This window comes from Acinetobacter sp. 5862, from assembly GCF_024494585.1.
Lineage (GTDB): Bacteria > Pseudomonadota > Gammaproteobacteria > Pseudomonadales > Moraxellaceae > Acinetobacter.
The window spans coordinates 22,518-42,611 of the sequence record NZ_JANHGP010000055.1; the positions used below are offsets into that span (position 1 = coordinate 22,518).

A 20,094-nucleotide genomic window follows, 5' to 3' on the forward strand; every position below is an offset into this window, starting at 1 on the left:
CTGTTTTATCTTTGGAAGTGATAAACCGAACCTAAATTTAAAATCTTAGTGAGTTCATCTAGCGCAGTACGGCTCTCAATCAATAAACTTGGATCATCCAAATCATCCTGCGTTAACTCATCACGGTAATGCTGATCCACCCACTGATTCAGTGTTTTGAACAAAGCATCATTCATGAACAAGTTTGGATTGACTGCATTTAGCTCAGCTTCGTTTACAGCAACACGAAGTCTTAAACATGCAGGTCCGCCGCCATTCCGCATACTTTCACGCAGATCAAATACTTTAATGTCGTCAATTGGTGTTCCCATTTGAATCATGTCATTTAAGTAACTCCAAACGGCTGAGTTCTGACGAGATTCTTCTGGTACAACAATGCTCATGCCACCATCAGCACGGGTTAAAATTTGACTATTGAATAAATAAGTTGAAACAGCATCTTCAACCTTCACTCGACTTTCAGGCACTTCAATCGAAACAAACTCTTGTTCAATTTCGGCCATCTTGTGACGAATTTCATCTAAGGCTGCAGCTTGATTTAAAAATGCATGTTGGTGATGGAACAACACCTGTTGGTTACTCACGGCGATCACATCATTATGAAATACGCCTTGATCAATCACGTCAGGATTTTGCTGAATAAATACAGTACGATTTGCATCTAACCGATGTAAACGCGCAATCGCTTCACTCGCCTCACGTGTTTGACGTGCAGGGAATTTTTGTGGTGCAACCGTACCACCAAGTTGTTGTTGACCGTAAACAAAAACTTGCACACCAGCCTGATCATAAGCACCGCCTAGACGATTATGATTGGCTGCACCTTCATCGCCAAATAAAGCAGCTTCTGGCAATGCTTCATGATGTGCGAAATATACATCATTCTTGAACATCGCTTGAAGAATACGAGTCGTTGTATGATGCTCAATTGATCGATGAAACTTATTATTTAGGTTTGCAGCAGTAAAATGCATCCGCCCGTCAGCACTGTCAGCCGATGGTGATACCGTACACGAGTTCGCGGTCCACATTGATGAAGCTGAACTCAATGATGATAGCAACGCAGGTGCCGTACGCATAGCTTGAGCAATTACATCAATATCACTACCCGTAAAGCCTAAACGACGCAATGTTGGCACATGCGGACGCTCTTGTGGTGCAAACACGCCTTGTTTAAGCCCTAAGTCTGCAAGGGCTTTCATTTTCTTCAAGCCTTGTTTTGCAGCAAGCTTAGGATTTGATGAGTTATTACGGTTTTTAGTTGAAGCCACATTACCAAATGATAAGCCCGCATAATGATGCGTAGGACCAACTAAACCATCAAAATTGATTTCATAACCAGACATTTTATTCTCCATGTGTCCCGATGCGATCCGTCTTAGAGCACAATGCCCGGTGATAATTTTGCAGGAAGCGTCACGTTATCACTTTCCAATGATGCCATTGGCCAAGCACTATAATCTGCTGCATAAAAGGCACTCGCTCGGTGATTACCAGAAGCACCTACTCCACCAAACGGTGCTGCACTTGAAGCACCAGTCAATGGTTTATTCCAATTCACAATACCCGCACGTGCTTCAATCAACACACGATCAAATAAATCGCGATCAGGTGAAACCAAACCAACCGCCAAACCAAAGCGAGTGTTATTGGCGATGCTTAATGCTTCATCAAAAGTGTTATAGCGATAAATCGTCGTCAATGGACCGAAGTATTCATCATCAGGAATACCATCCACCTGTGTTAAATCTAAAATACCTGCGGTCAACAATGAACTGTCTGCTTGTGGACGTGTCATTTCTAATAATGGTTTTGCGCCTAAAGCAATCAGTTTAGTTTGTGCTACTAACATTTGTTCAGCAGCACGAGAAGAAATCACACCACCCATAAATGGTTGTGGTTCAGCATTCCACTCACCAACAACTAGATTCTTCGCGACTTCCACAAAACGTTGAATGAAGGCATCACCATTTACACCCTGCTTGACAATGATTCGGCGTGCACAAGTACAACGTTGTCCTGCCGAAACAAAAGCGGATTGAATAGCTAAATTCACGACCGCATCAATATCTGTTACTTCGTCAATGATGAGGGCATTATTGCCACCCATTTCCAAAGCAAGGATTTTTTCAGGCGCGCCTGCCATTTGCTTATGCAAGTGATAACCTGTATTCGCACTACCTGTGAACAACAAACCATCAATTTGTTCAGCCGCAGCAAGTGCCTCACCTGTACTACGCCCACCTTGTACGATATTCAATACGCCATTCGGCAAACCTGCTTGCTGCCATAACTTTGCCGTTTCTTCCGCAGTCCAAGGGGTAAGTTCACTTGGTTTAAACACTACGGTATTGCCTGCAATCAATGCAGGAACAATATGACCATTTGGCAAATGACCTGGGAAGTTATATGGACCAAATACAGCCAAAACACCATGTGGACGATGACGTAGTGAAGCAATACCATCTGGCATTCTAGTTTCACTGAAACCCGTACGTTGATCATAAGCACGAATTGAAATCGCGACTTTGCCAACCATCGATTGCACTTCGGTCAATGTTTCCCAAAGTGGTTTACTGGTTTCTTGACTAATCACTTGAGCCAATTCATTTTTATTCTGCTCAAGTAGACTCGCAAAACGTTCAATAATTGCGATACGATCTTCTAACGGCATACGTGCCCAAGCAGGAAATGCCTGACGAGCAGCAAGACATGCCTGCTCAACATCAGCTTGGCTGGCTTCATGACCTGCCCAAATTTGCTGATTGTTAACAGGGTTGGTTTTACTGAATGCGGTTCCTTGTCCTTGGATCCAAGCACCATCAATTAATAATGCACCTTGTGACATTAGTTCTTCTCCATTTTTTCTAATGCTAAAACGCGTACTTGATCGTGTTCAGCAATATTCAGTGCTTGTGCTTGTGCTGCTGTCATGTACAAAGTGTCACTTTCAGTGATTTTGTTATTGATCAACAACACGCAATAATCTTGGTATTGGTCATTCGCAACCAAAAAATGAGTTTCTGTCGTTTCAACTTGCTCAGTGATTTGAACGTTGAGCAAACGACTCTCTTTGACTGCACGTAGTTCAGCGGTATTGGCTTCCAGTGTTGGTCCTGCATCAAAAATATCCACATAACCCTGATATTTAAGCCCTTCTGACATCAGCACTTTCGCCGCAGGCAATGTGTGCGGATGTACTTCAGCAATCACAGCACGCGCTTCTGAGGTCAGCAAATCAACATAGACTGGAAATCTCGGCATGAGTTCTGCGATAAACGCTTTTTGTCCTACACCACTTAAATAATCCGCAGCTGCAAAATCCATATCAAAAAATAGATAACCGAGCGAATCCCAAAATGGCGAATGTCCATTTTGATCTGAAAAACCACGCATCTCAGCAATCAATCTTTCTTCAAAGAAAGAACGAAACGCTGCAATAAACAGAAAACGTACTTTTGATAAAAACTTACCGTTTTGGTTTTTGCGGTATTCAGGATCAAGGAACAAAGTGCAGAGTTCACTGCAACCAGTATGATCATTACTTAAAAAAAGAGTATCTAAAGTCTTATACACATTTAAGGCTTTAGAGGCATGCACCTGTTTTGCTACACGGAAGTTGTAAAATGGTTCTTTTAACCCCACTGCAACTTCAATCGCACTCACACCCACAATTTTGTGAATACTGGTATCTTCTAAAACAAACAAATAACTTGCCTCACACTTTTCGGTTAAGCCCGCTAAAGTGTGAGTCGTACGTGTAATACGTTCAGCTAAGATTTCTTTGTTTTTTGGTAAGGAGGTCAAGCCAATGCCCGACTCTCCTGCTCTTTGCGCTAAACGATAAATATCATCTAAGTCCCGATGCGCTGCATGTCTAACAATCATCATGGTTAGATGCTCACAACAAGATTTAGAGGCGTGCTAAGGCACGAGCGAAACGATTTAAACCTTCGTCAATATCTTCCATTGGAATAATTAGTGAAGGGGTAAAGCGTACGACATCAGTACCTGCAACCAATGCCAACAAGCCTTCTTCACCCGCTAAGGTCACAATATTTTTTGCTTTGCCTGCATACTCATCTTTCAGTACGCAACCAATTAATAGACCTTGACCGCGGATTTCTTTGAATAAACCATATTCAGCATTGATTTTATGCAAAGCATCGATGAAATATTGATGACGTTTTTTAACGCCGTCTAAAACTTCTGGTGTATTGATGAATTCAAACACCGCACCTGCCACTGCACAAGCCAATGGGTTACCACCATAAGTCGTACCGTGATCACCCACCGCATACATGTTGGCATAATGATCTGTAGTAATCATTGCACCAATTGGGAAACCACCACCTAAGGCTTTTGCTGTCGTTAAAATATCTGGAGTTACGCCTGTATTCATATAGGCATAAAGTGAACCTGTACGGCCAACACCTGTTTGCACTTCATCAAAAATCAGCACAGCGCCTTTTTCATCGCACAACGCACGTAAGCCTTTCAAAAATTCGATGTCAGCGGGTAACACACCACCTTCGCCTTGGATCGGTTCTACAATCACCGCACAGGTATTTTCAGTAATAATAGCTTTAGCAGCATCTAAATCATTAAATGCCGTATGCTCGATTCCACCCGGTAAAGGTGCAAAATCTTGAGAATATTTAGGTTGTCCACCCGCTGTTACAGTAAACAAAGTTCGACCGTGGAATGCATTTTTAAATGCAACAATATGATTTTTATTTGGATTACCACTGAGTAAACCAACTTTACGTGCCAGTTTTAATGCTGCTTCGTTCGCTTCTGCACCAGAATTACAGAAAAATACTTTGTCAGCGAATGTACTTTCAACCAATTGTTTTGCAAGGCGTAATACTGGCTCGTTGGTATAACCATTACCAATGTGCCAAAGTTTTTGAGCTTGTTCTGTTAAAGCATTTACCGCAACTGGATGGGCATGACCTAAAGCATTAACCGCAATACCACCTGCAAAATCGATATATTCTTTATCGTTTTGATCCCAAATACGAGAACCTTCGCCACGAACCAAAATGAAATTTGCTGGAGCAAAAACAGGCACCATCCAATCATTAAAATTGTTACGTGTAATTGCGACTTCGCTCATTTTATTTACTCACTTCCTGTTTTGATATGCAGGCTCATTGAATATTCAATGAGCCGTTTGCTTTAACTTTATGGATGGTTTATCCCGGGAAAATACCACGCTCTTTACGAGCTTTGAGGATACGTTCACACGCTAAAATATAAGCTGCTGTACGCAAGCTACATTGCTTTTGCGCTGCGGTATTCCACACATCACTCATGGCTTGAATCATCAGCTTGTCAAGACGTTCATTAATTTCGTCCTCGCTCCAGAAATAACTCGCCATATCTTGAACCCATTCAAAATAACTGACGGTTACACCACCTGCGTTACAAATTACGTCAGGAACTACAGTAATGTTACGGCTAACGAATACATCATCTGCTTCTGGATAAGTTGGTCCGTTTGCACCTTCAAGCACAATTTTCGCTTTGAGTTTTTGTGCACGTTCAACCGTAATCTGACCTTCTAATGCTGCTGGAATCAGAATATCCATATCGACATCCCAGAATTCTTCATCCGAGATCACAGTCGCTTCAGCAAAACCTTTCACGCCACCCTGTTCAGCAACATGCTTTTGTAATGCTTTTACGTTAAAACCTTCAGCATTAAAAATTGTGCCTGTGTGATCTTGCACAGCAACAATTTTTGCACCTGTCTGATTAAACAAATAAGCAGCTTCATTACCTACGTTACCAAAGCCTTGAACTGCAACTTTGCTGCCTTCGATAGGTAATTTGATACGCTCTGCAACTTGCATACCTGTAACAAATACGCCACGACCTGTTGCACGAACACGGCCGAGTGAACCACCTAAATGCACAGGTTTTCCAGTTACAACACCCGTAACCGTGTGACCTTTAATACTTGAATAAGTATCCATCATCCAGCCCATGATATTGGCATTAGTACCAACATCAGGTGCGGGAATATCAATTTGTGGGCCGATAATTGGGCTAATTTCACTAGTAAAACGACGAGTTAAACGCTCTAATTCACGTGTTGAAAGTTCTTTTGGATTGACACGAATACCACCTTTTGCGCCGCCAAATGGGAGATTAAGCACCGCAGTTTTAATGGTCATCCATGCTGATAAGGCCATGACCTCATTCAACTCAACATCTTGGTGATAACGAATACCACCCTTACCAGGACCACGAGAGAGATTGTGCTGTACGCGATAGCCTTCAAAATGACGAATTGTGCCATCATCCATCACGATTGGCACATCAACAATTAGCGTACGTTTTGGTGTTTTCAGTGTGTTGATAAAGTTGCTGAGGTCGGCATCCAAATAAGGTGCTACACGATCTACTTGAGTGAGAAAGGTTTGCCAAGCACTACCATTTTGAGCCGCATATGATAAAGACATCATCTTTTCCTTAATTAATCAATTGTCCCTGTTATCTACAGATTCCCTTACTGCAAAGGTTTCCGCTCACCCCATCGTTCCGTGTCAACATAGATCTCTTGATTCATTCGAAAAAAATGTTTGGGGCTTCGTATATTGATTATTATTAAGAATCAAATTGATTCAAAAAATTCTTTATAATGATTAAAATGAATTAATTTTTATCAATTTGCTAATAGTAAGTATCAAAATGAACAATATTGATCATATTATCTTAGGTTTACTCAAAGATAATGCTCGGATCTCAATTACAGATCTGGCTGCAAAAACACGAGTCTCTAGAGCGACTGTGCAAAAACGAATTGAATACATGGAATCGACGGGTATCATCACGGGATATACTGTACGCTTTCGCCCTAATGTGGAGAAAAATATTATTCGGGCGTGGATGAATATCATGGTGGAGGGAACTAAAGCGCAAGCGGTTATTCGTGAATTACGCCTAGAATCCGCCGTTGAACGCCTGCATACTACAAACGGGAAATGGGATATTTTGGTTGAATTACAGTCCGACAGTTTAGAAAATTTTGACAAGGCACTCGAACGAATTCGAAATATTTCAGGTATTTATAATAGTGAAACAAGTATTTTACTTTCTACATATAAAACATAATGATAGATGATAATTCACCTTAAAATGAATTAACTAGGATGCTCACACAAATTAAATGAGCATCCTTAGATTGAAGAATATTTTATCTTTTTTTCAAAGTTTTTTTGGTTAAAAAATCTAATGCTTGAGAATAATGAGTTGGTGTAATCCGCTGAATCAAATCTAAAATTTTGGCATCATTGCCAATCAATATTCGAGCTTTATCCTGTTTGACCGCCTCTAAAATGATTTTTGCAGCTTCTTCAGGTGGGGTTTTCAAAACTTTATTAAATGATCGACTAGCCTTTGCAGGGTTCATACCCAAAGAACGAATACTGTCACTCATACGAGCACTATTAGCGATATTGGTTCGTATACCACCCGGATGCACACAAGTCGCACTAACACCATTATTTTGCATATTTAATTCTTGACGTAATGATTCGGTAAAACCACGCACTGCAAACTTTGTTGCGTTATAAGCACTTTGAGAAGGTTGAGCAGTGAGTCCAAATAAACTAGAAATATTAATGATATGCCCTTCACCACTTTGCTTTAAATAAGGCAAAAACTCTTTTGTGCCGTAGACAACACCCCAAAAATTAATATTAAAAATCCATTCCATTTCTTCATAGCTCATACCTTCTACGGTGCTTGCTAATGCAACGCCAGCATTGTTAAAAATCAAATTGATTTTGCCATGATCTTTGAAACTATTCTCCGCCCATTCACGTACAGCTTGCTGATGAGAAACATCCAGTTTGGTTAAAGTAACTTTTACAGGATACTGTTTTACTAAAGACAATGTTTCGGCTAAACCTTGATCATTTACATCGCTCAAAGCTAAATCAGCGCCTTGCTGTGCTAATAAAATTGCAAGTTGTTGACCGATTCCAGAACCTGCACCTGTAATTGCAGCAACCTTTTGATTAAAACTTTTCATATGATGACTCTAATTTAATTGATAAAAATTGGCAGCGTTTTGTCTAAAAATGGAATACATCGCTTGATCACCATAAGGTGTGATCATTTCAATATAAGCTTGGATCAAATCGCTTAGCGTTGTATTTGCTTTATCCATAGGAAAATTTGAAGCAAAAATGATTCGATCTGGGCCAAATACCTGTATTGCATGTTGAATCAATGGTGTTAATAAATTCACCATTTCATAGACGGTTGCAGTACGGTATTGTTGATAAAATCGGTGTCCTAACACGGGCATCATCAGCCCTGAAATCTTGGCATAAACATTTTTCTGCTCAGCCAGAACTGCCAAATCACGCTGCCATTGCTGGAAAATGGCGGCACGTTGTGAAGGTGTTTGACCAGTTTTTTTGCCAATAGGGCCAAAAAGTCCTGCGGGTGTTGCTAAATGATCAACGACTATAGGTGTTTGAGGAAATTGTTTCGCTAATTTTGTAATTTCTGAAATTTGTGTTGAATAAGTCCACGCATCAAAAGATAAATCCATTTTGGCAAGTTGTTCAAAGCCTTTAAGGAATTTTTTAGACTGATATAAATGTGCTTGATCACACCAACGAAAAATACCAGAATCCTCATGCCAAGAAGCCATTTTACGAATCCCCCTAAATAGCGGGCTGGCATCTTGATGTGCTTTTAAAATCTGTTTAAATTTTCGATCTCGCGGATCAGCAGTGGCAATAATTGCACCTAGCTTTAAATTTTGGTCTTTAAAATTTAATTGTTGAATCCATTTGGTTTCTTCAACAACACCAAACCCTTTATGATGATGCCAATTTGCTTCGACATGTACTACGCTTTCAATCCTATGATGTCCCATATCTTCATGATAATTTTGAGGGAGATAAGGACTCAACGCATATTTAGTTAATCCTAGCGTGTCTAAAAGTGGCTTCGGTTTAACGACTCGAATAACTTTATTCATCACACGGGGATAATTCCCCAAAGCTTTAACCAACAAGGCAGCAGAATGTGGAGTATGGTATGGATCCCATTGATGGATATGCGGATCTATAATTGCAAAATCAAGTTTTCTCATTCCAACACTCTTTATTTTTTCAAATGATGAAGATGTGATGATCATTGTCCCAAGTCATCATTTATGTAATTTTTAAAATACGGCTTATTTTTAGAGTACAGAACAAAAATCTATGAATAAAATGATTTATTCTAATGAAGAGCTATGAATATTATTCATTGTTTTGAATGGCTGGATGAATATAATCCAAGCCACATCCAGTAGATGTGATCATTGTAGCGAAACAGATTACCAAGCTTAAATTTGCTGTATTAAATGAATAGCTAAACAGTGCTATAAATCAGACTTGAAGCTGATTTTAAAGAAAATATTCCCAAATAATATAGCCTAAACCAAAACCGATAAAAGCATAGAGTGTGATAATAAAAAATACGAAACTCGCATTATTTTTCTTTTTTAAAAAACTCATATTTAGCCCATTCATATCAACCTCGTTATACTTTGAATGAATACAGATGATAAAGGTAGATACAGATTTTATAAAAAAAATATAACAGATAGTTGTATGAGAGTAATAATAAGCTAAAAACCTGAAAGATCATTCAAGATCAGTCAGGTTTTGTTCTGTTCTAGATTACTGAATTACATTTACATTTCATCAATCAGACTAGATCTGGCTCAATTAAAAAGTAACTCGGCGATAATTTCGATATTCAGGTGTCCAAAAATTATCTTCAATCACATTTTTCAGCACATCATTGCTCATGGGTACTGCTAATCCATCTGCCATCGCAGCTTTTGCAACTTTAAAAGCAATGAATTTGGAGACTTGATGAATGTCATTAATATTTGGCAATAGATCTGCAGCTGGATTTTTTAAACGCGGTGAGCAATCTGCCAATGCTGTGCTTGCAGCCATCAACATTGCATCACTAATATGATTTGCACCACACGCAATCACACCCAAGCCTATTCCTGGGAAAATATACGAATTATTACACTGAGCAATCGTATAGGTTTTACCTTGGAAATATACTGGTGCAAAAGGACTACCTGTCGCAACGATTGCAGCACCTTGTGTCCATTCAATAATATCTTTTGGCTGAGCTTCTACTTGAGAAGTCGGGTTAGATAATGGCAAAACAATCGGATGCTTATAATATTTAGCCAAAGTTTTAATCACTTGTTCACTAAATAAACCTGCTTGCCCTGATACACCAATCAGAATACTTGGTTTCGCATTTTTTACGACATCAAGTAGCGCAATCTCTTGTCCTGAATATTCCCATTCTGAAATTGTATTCACAGGTGTTGCGAGTTTTTGTTGAAAGTCGAGTAAATTGGGCTGTTGATCAGTCATTAAACCGAAGCGATCAACCATGAAAATACGTGAACGGGCTTCATGATCGCTCAAACCTTCATCCATCATTTGTCTAAAGATATGCTCAGCAATACCACATCCTGCTGAACCAGCACCAACAAAAGTAATGGTTTGATCTTTGAGTTGTTTACCAAGTGCTCTAGATGCAGCAATTAAACTAGCAACTGTAACTGCTGCAGTTCCTTGAATGTCATCATTAAAGCAGCAAATTTTATCTCGATACTGAGTCAACAATGGCATCGCATTAATTTGGGCAAAATCTTCAAACTGTATCAACACATTCGGCCAACGTTCACGCACAGCAGAAATAATCTGTTCGACAAATTGGTAATATTGCTCCCCTCTGATTCGAGGTTGCTTCAATCCCATGTAAATTGGATCGTTGAGTAATTCTTGATTATTTGTACCGACATCTATCGTAATCGGTAACGTATAAGCGGGACTAATACCTCCACATGCGGTATATAGAGATAATTTTCCAATTGGAATTCCCATACCGCCAATACCCTGATCACCTAAACCAAGGATGCGCTCACCATCGGTAATGACAATCACTTTGACATTTTTCTTATTTACATTATGAATAATTTGATCGATGTATTGACGTTCAGCATATGAGATGAAAATCCCACGATGACGACGATAAATATCAGAAAAACGCTGGCAAGCCTCGCCGACGGTTGGTGTATAAATAATGGGTAGCATTTCATCTAAATGCTGACTCAATAAATTATAAAAAAGAGTTTCATTTGTGTCTTGAATATTTCTTAAATAAATATGCTTATTCAAGTTATTGTCAAATGACAAGTACTGCTGATAAGAGCGTTGCGTTTGTTCTTCAATGTTTTCGATATTGTTAGGTATCAGTCCATGCAAGTTAAACTGCTCACGCTCTTCTGTTGAAAAAGCTGAACCTTTATTCAAGAGTGGAAGTTCTAAAAGAGCGTTCCCAGCATAAGGAATATATAAAGGTTTTTGGGTTTTACTAGGATTTGCGGGCATACCTTACTCTTTCGATGATCTATCAAATATCAAATTTTCTTTGCTCAAGATGGGATTAAAACCACCTTAAACGAAGTGCATAATTTACACCAATAGACACCTAAAGCTGCATATATCTCAGTATATAAAAGTTGATTGGTTATTTAGAAAATAAATACTCTGTTTAAATTATATTCATTCTGACCGAAACAATCGTAACAATTGGTATGTCACTTTAAGCGTAAAGAGCCAAAATGTAATCACTTAAGCAAACATTACCAATAAGCTGGGTAATGTTTGCTCAATCGTTCAATTAGTTATTTTCTTGTTCATATTCCTGAATCGCTTCTTTAGCAATTTGGAAACTATCTACGGCTGCCGGTACACCACAATAAATTGCGACTTGTAGCAGCACCTCACGAATTTTTTCTTTCGGTACACCATTACGCAAAGCACCTTTGACATGCAGCTTCAACTCATGTGGACGATTCAGCGCAGAAATCATGGCAAGATTGATTAAGCTTCGTTCAGGCTTGCTCAGTTCCTCTCGCCCCCAAACTGCCCCCCAGCAATACTCTGTAACTAACTCTTGTAAAGGTAAGTTAAAATCATCAGTATTGTTGATCGAATTATTGACATAAGCTTCACCCAACACTTGTTTACGAATGGCTAAGCCTTTTTCAAATTTTTCATTACTCATGCATTCAATCCCCCAAATAAGGTGTATTTGATTTCAAGATAATCTTCGATCCCGTATTTCGAACCTTCACGACCTAAGCCCGACTGTTTGATTCCACCAAATGGTGCGACTTCATTGGAAATTAAGCCTTTATTGATTCCAACCATACCGTATTCAAGCTGCTCACTCATCCGCCAAGCGCGTCCTAAATCTTTGGTATAACAATAGGCTGCTAAGCCAAATTCCGTCGCATTTGCCATTTCAATGGCTTGTTGTTCAGTTTCAAACTTGAATACAGCAGCCAATGGACCAAATGTTTCTTGAGTCGCAACATCCATCTCAGCTGTGACATCAGCAATAATGGTAGGTTCATAGAATAACTCACCTGCACTATGACGTTTACCACCAGCAACCAAACGACCTGCTTTAGCTAAGGCATCCGCAACATGAGCCTCAACCTTTTTCACTGCATTGGCATTAATTAATGGACCAATTTCACTCCCAACATCCAAACCATTGCCGATTGCAAAAGCATTGACCTTTTCACTTAATGCAGCAATGAATTTTTCGTAAATTCCTTCTTGAACAAGAAAGCGATTCACACAAACACAGGTTTGTCCTGCATTGCGATATTTAGCAATTAATGCCCCTTCGATTGCAGCATCCAAATCTGCATCATCAAAGACAATAAAAGGTGCATTACCGCCCAATTCTAATGAAACTTTTTTCAGCGTTTGCGCTGAACGTTGATATAGTAATTTTCCAACGGGTGTTGAACCTGTGAAAGTAAATTTCCGTACATCATCACTTTCAAAGATTGCATCCCCAATCGTGACTGCATCACCTGTAATGACACTGAAAATCTCAGCAGGTACACCCGCTTGAATCGCTAAATCGACCAAAGCCAATGCCGTAAATGGGGTTTCTGGCGCTGGTTTAACAATACAAGGACAACCCGCAGCCAAAGCAGGTGCAACTTTACGGGTAATCATTGCCGCAGGGAAATTCCACGGCGTGATTGCTGCAACAACCCCAATCGGTTGCTTGCTCACGATAATCCGTGCATCTGGATAAGGACTGGGAACAATATCACCATAAACGCGTTTTGCTTCTTCAGCAAACCATTCAACAAAGCTAGCAGCATATAAAATTTCACCTCTCGCTTCTGCTAAAGGTTTTCCTTGTTCGCTCGTCAAAATAAATGCAAGTTGATCTGCATTTTCAACCATCAAATCGAACCATTTTTTTAAAATCGTTGAACGATCTTTGGCTGTTTTATTTTTCCATGCAGCCCAACCTGCAACTGCTGCTTGAATTGCGCGTTCGGCTTCTGCCTTGCCCATATTCGGTACAGTACCAATCACTTCTTGTGTTGCAGGGTTATAAATATCAGAAGTTTGTTGATTATCGGCATCACACCATTGTCCAGCAACAAAAGCTTGTTGATGAAATAATGGCAATTGATTAAGTTGCATACTGATTATCCTATTTAGACTTCGGCATTAATACACAGAACATTTTAAAAAACAGTATCAATGTTCTGGTATTAACTAAACCTGTATTATGGCATACCAAATAAATCTTGAAAAAATTTTTCGGTTGCCCGAATGTTATAGCTGATTTTAGAAGTAATAGAATAACGTTAGGTTAAGTAACTTATTCCATTTACCATCATCTCCAACTGCCAGTGATTTTTCAGTACCACCAATGAAAGGATCATTTTGACTCATAATGTATTCTGCGACCAAAGAAATCTGTTTATGGTCGATTGAAACACCAAGGATATTACGGGTTGAATCTTGAGAACCAGCCAAATCCTTATTGTACCGACTGTGCATAAAATACGGCGTGATATTGCCAATTTGCTTAACATCTTTAAAAGTATAGCCAAGATCAGCTGTATAGTAAGTCGCTTTGTTTGCAACATAATATTCGCTGTCATATGAACCCATCAAAGATGAAGTTGCATCAACAACGTCTTTATTACTGACATCATTTTTACCCCCCGTTAAGGTCAGACCTAGATTACCATAATTGATTTTGCTAAATAATGCCCACGCATTACGTCGACCCGTTTGTGATGTGGTTTTATTGTCAATCTCTGAAGTCCAATATGAAGCACCGACTTGTGTAGTTAAACCTTTTACACCCAGATTAATATCTTGGGTAATACGTCCAACCCACATGTTTTTCTCTTCGATATCACTTTTGGTAATGTCATCAGAACTTACATAGTTCGCACTATAGCGACCAGAGTCTTGGGTAGTACCTTCATAGTGACCTGCATCTGCAGCAAAATAACCGACATCAAATTTGGTCGCACTTGGCAATTCAAAATGATAGTTTAAACCTAAATTATGAACATCTTCTAAACCTGCTGTAGTATTGATACTACCGTACAAACTATTGCCCCAGAAACGTCCTGATCCAAATGGAATAGCTTGCATTCCCGCCACAACCTGATCAGTTTCATTTAAATGATAACCTGCATATGCATCGATCAAGGTTGAAAAATCACACAGCGTATCGTATTGATAACAACGATATTCAGCATGTCCAAATAGTTTGCCGCGTTCATAATCAAGTTTTAGTTGTGCAGCATCAAAACGGATCTTATGTTCTGAAGCAGGTTCACCGTAATCTTTGTCTTGATAATTGGCACGTACATAACCAGAAACCGTTAACTTGCCTGAGTCGGCATTGCTGTCGCCAAAACTAATTCCTGCATAACTTGGTGTAATCATACTGGTTAATGCAGTCACCAATGTGAGTTGTAAATAACTTTTTTTCATGTCATCGATTCCGTTCTAAGCATGTTTAATGTTGCGCTTTTACATTGAGTGCTGGGCTGCTGCATTTAATCTTTTCGAGATTAAAGACGTAGTACACAACGAAACTCACCACCAATCCAATCACCCAAGAAATATCCACATCCTGAATGACGTTTGCGAATGGGCCTGTAAAAAATGCATTGGTAAGAAAAGGAATTTGAACCACGATTCCGATGAAATATGCAGTTAAAGCTTTGCCATTAAATTTGCCGTAGATGCCACCATCTTGTGCGAAGATCGACTGAATATCATAAGATTTCTTATTGATCACATAGAAATCCAATAGGTTAATCGATACCCAAGGTACTAAAATAAATAATAAGGCAAAAATGACGTTCAGGAAGAAGCTAATAAAGTTGCTTGATGCCCAAAGTGCTGTAAACGTAGCGAGGATTAAGACCATAATCGACAAAATAATACGGACATTCTTACTTGGCATCCATTGACCTGCAAAGGTTTGGATCGAAGTAATACATGATAAAACCGCACCATATAAATTCATGGCATTGTGACCGATGATATTACAAAGGAATAAAATCATCAGAATCGAACCGAAAATACCTGTACCCGATTTCACCGCTTCCATCGCATCGGTACCAGAACCAATACTCACCGCTACTGTACCAAATGCCATCGCAAAGATCGTTCCAAGCGAAGCGCCCAAGTAAGTAAAGATAAATGGTTTGAAAATCCCAATCGACTTAGGTAAATAACGTGAATAGTCTGAGGTATAAGGTGAAAAACTAATTTGCCAAACTGCACATAGACCAAACATGGCAAACCAACCTTTTAGGTTAAATGAGCCTTTGGCAAGTACTTCAGCATTAATTTGTGGCAACATAATCAACAAGCCGATCAGTAATGAACCACCCATCAACCATGTCCCAATTTTATTAAAATTATGAATTAAATGATAACCCACCACCCCAATGGTTGTTGCTGCAATTGCACCAATCACCGTCGCAGTTGGAACAGGGATTGCGGGAACGACGGTATGTAAGGTTTTACCTGACAAGATAATGTTGGAAATAAAGAAACCGAGATAAATCAGTGTTGTAAATAATACGACTAATAATGCACCATAACGCCCAAACTGTGCTCGGCTTTGAATCATTTGGGGAATGCCGACTTGGGGTCCTTGAGCAGAAGTTAAAGCTAAAATTGCAGCACCAAAGAAATGACCACAACAAATTGCCACTAGCGCACTGATCAAACTGAGGTTAAACGTTAGCATCGACATTGCACCAGTAATTACAGCTAAGGGTGCAATATTGGTACAAAACCAGAGCGTGAATAAATCACGTACTTTTCCGTGACGTTGAGATGGATCAACATAATCAATTGAATTGCTTTCAATGGCGAAAGCACTATTTTCATTTTGGCTCATATCCTTAATCTCTCTTTGAGGACTTCATTTTCCTCAATATCAAATATTTGTGAGAGTAAACTTAGGTTTCACAACCTGCCTGATCAGCGCCATATCCAGATGACCTGACCTTTATTTCTCTTGTTTTACAGACGAATCTCATCAACTTTGATTAAAGAAATGGCAAAAAAAGATAAAGGAAACCTTGTCGAGGCTCTTGGAGCTCAACCAATATTATCTTACGTATGCCTTGATCAGATTTATGTGATTTTGAAATTCAACTGCGTCATCTTTTCATCCTTGAAATTTAAATCCTAATGACTGTTGTGATGTATTAACGCATCACAAAAGGGTCATCAATCGGTTGATCTGAAGTACGTAACCACACAGTTTTAGTAGTGGTATAGTCCAACACCGCATCTGAGCCAGCTTCACGACCATGTCCTGATAGACCATGCCCACCAAAAGGTGCAAGTGGAGAAACAGCGCGATAGGTATTCAGCCAAACAATCCCTGAACGAATTGCTTTGGTCATACGATGCGCACGGCTTAAATTGTTGGTAAATACACCAGCTGCGAGTCCATAAGGCGTACTGTTGGCTTTTTGAATCGCGTCTGCTTCAGTGTTAAAACTCACTACAGACAAGACAGGACCAAATAACTCGGTCATGACGCAATCCGCTTGCGGTACATCACTACAGTCTAAAATTGTGGGTGGATAGTAATAACCTGCTCTTTCAAGCGTTTTCCCACCTGCCAATAATTTCGCCCCTTGCTGAATCGAGCGAGCAACGACTTGCTCAATTTTTTCACGTTGGCGCAAGGTGCACAGAGGGCCGTATTCAGTTGCCATATCATCAGGCAAACCAATCTTGATACTTTGCACACGCTCAACCAAACGTTGAACAAATTCATCTTTGATACTGTCTTCAACCAGCAACCGTGAACCAGCAACACAGCTTTGCCCTGTTGCTGCAAAAATCGCTGCGACTTGTGCATTCACAGCACTTTGTAAATCAGCATCTGCAAATACAATAAAAGGAGATTTTCCACCTAACTCTAACGATACTTTGGCAAGGTTCTCAGCAGAGTTGCGCACAATATGGCGTGCTGTTTCTGGACCACCAGTAAATGCCACATGAGCAACATCTGGATGACTACTTAAAACTGCACCACATTCAGGGCCAAAACCTGTAATAACATTCACCACACCTGCTGGAAATCCTGCTTCATGCACCAAACGCGCGAAAGCAAGTAAAGGCGCTGGCCCCTCTTCAGAGGCTTTCAGAACAATACTGCAACCTGCCGCCAATGCTGGACCAACTTTAACCGCAGACAAAAATAATTGGCTATTCCATGGAACAATTGCAGCAATGACACCCACAGGCTCACGAATGGTCCATGCTTGCATATCTGGTTTATCAATCGGTAAATAGCTACCTTCGAGCTTGTCTGCAATTCCTGCATAGTAACGATAATATTCAGCTACATAAGCAATTTGGCTCGACGTCTCACGAATGATCTTGCCTGTATCACTGGTTTCATATTGAGCCAGTTGCGGTGCAGCTTTTTCGATTAAATCAGCAAGTTTATATAACAATTTTCCACGCTGTGAGGCAGTTAAACCTGCCCAAGCCGCATCTTGCAGAGCCTGAGATGCCGCAGCAACTGCACGATTGACTTCATCTGTACGTGCTTCAGGCATTTTCGCCCAAACTTGCCCTGTCGCTGGATTGATGCTGTCAAATTGTGCAGCACCATCCTCAAATTGACCATTGATATACAACTGGAATTGAGAAGTCATGTCTTCTCTCCTATGCAAATGCAGGCATCACTTCATTAATCATACGTTGTAACGATGCTTTTTTACGCTCAAAGCTCATTCCTGTATCAATCCAGAATGAATATTCGTTATAACCCATTGCTTCATAAGCTTTTAAGCGATCAATCACTTCTTGCGCCTGACCAATCACATTATTTTTACGCATGGCTTCTGGCGTATAAAATGGATGAGCTGCAATTTCTTCATCACTCAATGGCGCGATTAGACCTTGCGTAATTTCACGCTCATTTTTAAACCATGCGCCAAAATAGTTATAGAATGTATTGATTTCATCTGCTGCTAATTGAGCATCTTCCTCACTATCAGCGACATAGGTATGACGCAATAACATAATTTCAGGACGAGGAATATCAGCAAACTTTTCACAGGCGGTATTAAAATGTCCCATGAGTTTTTCAACTTCTTCATCACCAAAATGTAATGGTGTGACTTGTACATTACAGCCGTTTTGCACCGCAAATTCATGGCTATTTGGATCACGTGCTGCTACCCAAATCGGTGGATACGGTTGTTGTAACGGTTGAGGTGCAGAAGTGGTTTTCGGGAACTGCCAAAACTCACCATTATGCTCATAATCACCTTTCCACAGGTTTTTAATCGCGGGGATCATTTCACGTAAACGCTGACCTGCACTCCATGCATCCATACCAGGCACCATACGCTCATATTCAAACGAGTAAGCACCACGTGCAATGCCAATATCTAAACGACCATTGGTGATAATATCCGTCATAGCAGCTTCACCTGCCAATTTAATTGGATGCCAAAATGGCGCAACCACTGTACCCGTGCCCAAACGTACATTTTGGGTTTTATTCGCAATATCAACTAAGTTAATGAATGGATTAGGTGCAATCGTAAAATTCATTGCATGATGTTCACCTGTCCAAATCGCATGCATACCACCTTGATCGGCAATCTGGCAAAGTTCAATCATCTCATCATAGAGCTGCTTCTGCGTTTGTTGATCAGAAACACGTTCCATGTGTACAAATAATGAAAAACGCATAGTTAAACTTCCTCTTTAACAATTTGACGAACCGTACCGCTAATTTGATTACCGTAATAAACACCATAGGTTTTGAGATGGTTTTCTTTACGATAACGCATCAACATACTCTCTAAAGCGCTATCCACAAAAGTCAGTTGTTCTAAATCATTTAAATCAACAAATTGACCTTTGGTTGCATGTGCGATCGGGGTATTACATAAAAATGCAATATATTGCTGCTGGGTGGTCACATCATCATAGACAGAATAGATAAAGCTTGGTGAGGCTTCTGGCTGATAAGCTGCAAAGATTTTTTCCAGTGCTTTTTCTGCACCATCTTTTTCAACCATCAAATGTGGCAATGTCCACTTTTGATCCTGTGTCTGTTCAAGCAAGATCTGATTTTCATGTCCAATCAATGCCATCATCATGACTTTCATACTCGAAATCACATCCGTAGATGATTTGGCAGGTGTGAAATAAGCTCCACGGTAATACCCTAAACCAGCAAAGCCTGCTGAGCCAAAATCTTCAACTTTACCAATTAAAATCGCATGATCACCTGCATCTACAACTTGATACGTCGTGCAATCAAACCAAGCACTGACTTGATCTATGACAGGGTTATGAGATGCGCTCTTTGTCCATGCTAAATTTGCAAATCGATCATCACTTGGGCGAGCAAAAGTATTCGAAATATCCTTTTGTTCTTCTGCCAAAATATTAATTGCAAAATGTGAAGCATTGGCAAAGTTATTATAATTGCTTGATGTCTTGGCAATGCTGACCAGCAGCAAAGCTGGGTCCAAAGACACCGAAGCAAAAGAGTTCGCAGTAAAGCCTAATGGTGTTCCATCATCTTTACAGGTGGTTACGACGGTTACGCCAGTCATAAATGAGCCAAAGGCATCACGTAGTTCACGTATTTTATTAACACTATCCATTTCACTCATTGTCATAT

The 20,094-nt window shown here is 39.9% G+C and carries 17 protein-coding genes; 1 reads left to right on the forward strand and 16 read right to left on the reverse strand.

Going from position 1 to position 20,094, the window contains the following annotated elements; all coding sequences use genetic code 11:
- Positions 1–5: 5 nt before the first annotated feature.
- The 5 genes from astB to NO346_RS10725 form a co-directional block, all read right to left on the reverse strand.
- Positions 6–1,346 carry an N-succinylarginine dihydrolase gene (astB, locus tag NO346_RS10705; protein ID WP_256415156.1) on the reverse strand — a complete coding sequence of 447 codons (1,341 nt, stop codon included), beginning with the start codon at positions 1,344–1,346 and terminating at the stop codon, positions 6–8.
- 32 nt (positions 1,347–1,378) lie between these two features.
- A complete protein-coding gene (gene astD / locus NO346_RS10710; protein ID WP_087546862.1) occupies positions 1,379–2,848 on the reverse strand; it encodes a succinylglutamate-semialdehyde dehydrogenase in 1,470 nt (489 codons plus the stop codon).
- Positions 2,848–3,891, reverse strand: coding sequence for an arginine N-succinyltransferase (gene astA, locus NO346_RS10715; protein ID WP_256415157.1), 1,044 nt, complete (start codon positions 3,889–3,891; stop codon positions 2,848–2,850). Before astA ends, astD begins: the two co-directional genes overlap by 1 nt.
- A 22-nt stretch (positions 3,892–3,913) precedes the next feature.
- Positions 3,914–5,119, reverse strand: coding sequence for an aspartate aminotransferase family protein (locus NO346_RS10720; protein WP_087543387.1), 1,206 nt, complete (start codon positions 5,117–5,119; stop codon positions 3,914–3,916).
- A gap of 79 nt (positions 5,120–5,198) precedes the next feature.
- Positions 5,199–6,473: a Glu/Leu/Phe/Val dehydrogenase gene (locus NO346_RS10725; RefSeq protein WP_256415158.1), complete on the reverse strand. Its 1,275-nt coding sequence runs from the start codon at positions 6,471–6,473 to the stop codon at positions 5,199–5,201.
- Positions 6,474–6,699: 226 nt separating this feature from the next.
- Here NO346_RS10725 and NO346_RS10730 point away from each other — a divergent pair, with 226 nt between their 5' ends.
- The gene (locus tag NO346_RS10730; protein WP_004660976.1) at positions 6,700–7,122 is read left to right on the forward strand and encodes an Lrp/AsnC family transcriptional regulator; all 423 of its coding nucleotides are present in this window, start codon (positions 6,700–6,702) and stop codon (positions 7,120–7,122) included.
- 82 nt (positions 7,123–7,204) lie between these two features.
- Here NO346_RS10730 and NO346_RS10735 read toward each other — a convergent pair whose 3' ends face one another.
- The 11 genes from NO346_RS10735 to tgnA all read right to left on the reverse strand — a co-directional run bounded on the left by NO346_RS10735 (position 7,205) and on the right by tgnA (position 20,086).
- Positions 7,205–8,044, reverse strand: a complete 840-nt coding sequence (locus NO346_RS10735; protein WP_256415159.1) for an SDR family oxidoreductase — start codon at positions 8,042–8,044, stop codon at positions 7,205–7,207.
- A 9-nt stretch (positions 8,045–8,053) separates the two neighbouring features.
- Complete coding sequence (locus NO346_RS10740) at positions 8,054–9,121, reverse strand: amidohydrolase (protein ID WP_087546866.1); 1,068 nt, start codon at positions 9,119–9,121, stop codon at positions 8,054–8,056.
- A gap of 298 nt (positions 9,122–9,419) precedes the next feature.
- Complete coding sequence (locus NO346_RS10745; protein ID WP_087543379.1) at positions 9,420–9,530, reverse strand: hypothetical protein; 111 nt, start codon at positions 9,528–9,530, stop codon at positions 9,420–9,422.
- Between the two features lie 213 nt (positions 9,531–9,743).
- A complete protein-coding gene (locus tag NO346_RS10750) occupies positions 9,744–11,444 on the reverse strand; it encodes an NAD-dependent malic enzyme (protein ID WP_256415160.1) in 1,701 nt (566 codons plus the stop codon).
- A gap of 292 nt (positions 11,445–11,736) precedes the next feature.
- A complete protein-coding gene (locus NO346_RS10755) occupies positions 11,737–12,123 on the reverse strand; it encodes a carboxymuconolactone decarboxylase family protein (protein ID WP_087537219.1) in 387 nt (128 codons plus the stop codon).
- Complete coding sequence (locus NO346_RS10760) at positions 12,120–13,577, reverse strand: NAD-dependent succinate-semialdehyde dehydrogenase (protein WP_256415161.1); 1,458 nt, start codon at positions 13,575–13,577, stop codon at positions 12,120–12,122. Before NO346_RS10760 ends, NO346_RS10755 begins: the two co-directional genes overlap by 4 nt.
- Before the next feature lie 147 nt (positions 13,578–13,724).
- Positions 13,725–14,894, reverse strand: coding sequence for a hypothetical protein (locus tag NO346_RS10765; protein WP_256415162.1), 1,170 nt, complete (start codon positions 14,892–14,894; stop codon positions 13,725–13,727).
- A 25-nt stretch (positions 14,895–14,919) separates the two neighbouring features.
- A complete protein-coding gene (locus tag NO346_RS10770; RefSeq protein ID WP_005161499.1) occupies positions 14,920–16,320 on the reverse strand; it encodes a cytosine permease in 1,401 nt (466 codons plus the stop codon).
- A 313-nt stretch (positions 16,321–16,633) separates the two neighbouring features.
- Positions 16,634–18,103 carry a (Z)-2-((N-methylformamido)methylene)-5-hydroxybutyrolactone dehydrogenase gene (gene tgnC, locus NO346_RS10775; RefSeq protein WP_046738912.1) on the reverse strand — a complete coding sequence of 490 codons (1,470 nt, stop codon included), beginning with the start codon at positions 18,101–18,103 and terminating at the stop codon, positions 16,634–16,636.
- Positions 18,104–18,113: 10 nt separating this feature from the next.
- Positions 18,114–19,151: a flavin-dependent trigonelline monooxygenase oxygenase component gene (gene tgnB / locus NO346_RS10780; protein ID WP_005161501.1), complete on the reverse strand. Its 1,038-nt coding sequence runs from the start codon at positions 19,149–19,151 to the stop codon at positions 18,114–18,116.
- A 2-nt stretch (positions 19,152–19,153) separates the two neighbouring features.
- Complete coding sequence (tgnA, locus tag NO346_RS10785; protein WP_225530754.1) at positions 19,154–20,086, reverse strand: flavin-dependent trigonelline monooxygenase reductase component; 933 nt, start codon at positions 20,084–20,086, stop codon at positions 19,154–19,156.
- Positions 20,087–20,094 lie beyond the last annotated feature (8 nt).

Coding starts and splice junctions, on each gene's coding strand:
- astA (WP_256415157.1), bottom strand. CDS start 3,891: ATGATGATTGTTAGACATGCAGCGCATCGGGACTTAGATGATATTTAT.
- NO346_RS10730 (WP_004660976.1), top strand. CDS start 6,700: ATGAACAATATTGATCATATTATCTTAGGTTTACTCAAAGATAATGCT.
- NO346_RS10735 (WP_256415159.1), bottom strand. CDS start 8,044: ATGAAAAGTTTTAATCAAAAGGTTGCTGCAATTACAGGTGCAGGTTCT.
- tgnB (WP_005161501.1), bottom strand. CDS start 19,151: ATGCGTTTTTCATTATTTGTACACATGGAACGTGTTTCTGATCAACAA.
- NO346_RS10750 (WP_256415160.1), bottom strand. CDS start 11,444: ATGCCCGCAAATCCTAGTAAAACCCAAAAACCTTTATATATTCCTTAT.
- NO346_RS10720 (WP_087543387.1), bottom strand. CDS start 5,119: ATGAGCGAAGTCGCAATTACACGTAACAATTTTAATGATTGGATGGTG.
- NO346_RS10740 (WP_087546866.1), bottom strand. CDS start 9,121: ATGAGAAAACTTGATTTTGCAATTATAGATCCGCATATCCATCAATGG.
- astB (WP_256415156.1), bottom strand. CDS start 1,346: ATGTCTGGTTATGAAATCAATTTTGATGGTTTAGTTGGTCCTACGCAT.
- tgnA (WP_225530754.1), bottom strand. CDS start 20,086: ATGAGTGAAATGGATAGTGTTAATAAAATACGTGAACTACGTGATGCC.
- NO346_RS10745 (WP_087543379.1), bottom strand. CDS start 9,530: ATGAGTTTTTTAAAAAAGAAAAATAATGCGAGTTTCGTATTTTTTATT.
- tgnC (WP_046738912.1), bottom strand. CDS start 18,103: ATGACTTCTCAATTCCAGTTGTATATCAATGGTCAATTTGAGGATGGT.
- astD (WP_087546862.1), bottom strand. CDS start 2,848: ATGTCACAAGGTGCATTATTAATTGATGGTGCTTGGATCCAAGGACAA.
- NO346_RS10770 (WP_005161499.1), bottom strand. CDS start 16,320: ATGAGCCAAAATGAAAATAGTGCTTTCGCCATTGAAAGCAATTCAATT.
- NO346_RS10765 (WP_256415162.1), bottom strand. CDS start 14,894: ATGAAAAAAAGTTATTTACAACTCACATTGGTGACTGCATTAACCAGT.
- NO346_RS10725 (WP_256415158.1), bottom strand. CDS start 6,473: ATGATGTCTTTATCATATGCGGCTCAAAATGGTAGTGCTTGGCAAACC.
- NO346_RS10755 (WP_087537219.1), bottom strand. CDS start 12,123: ATGAGTAATGAAAAATTTGAAAAAGGCTTAGCCATTCGTAAACAAGTG.
- NO346_RS10760 (WP_256415161.1), bottom strand. CDS start 13,577: ATGCAACTTAATCAATTGCCATTATTTCATCAACAAGCTTTTGTTGCT.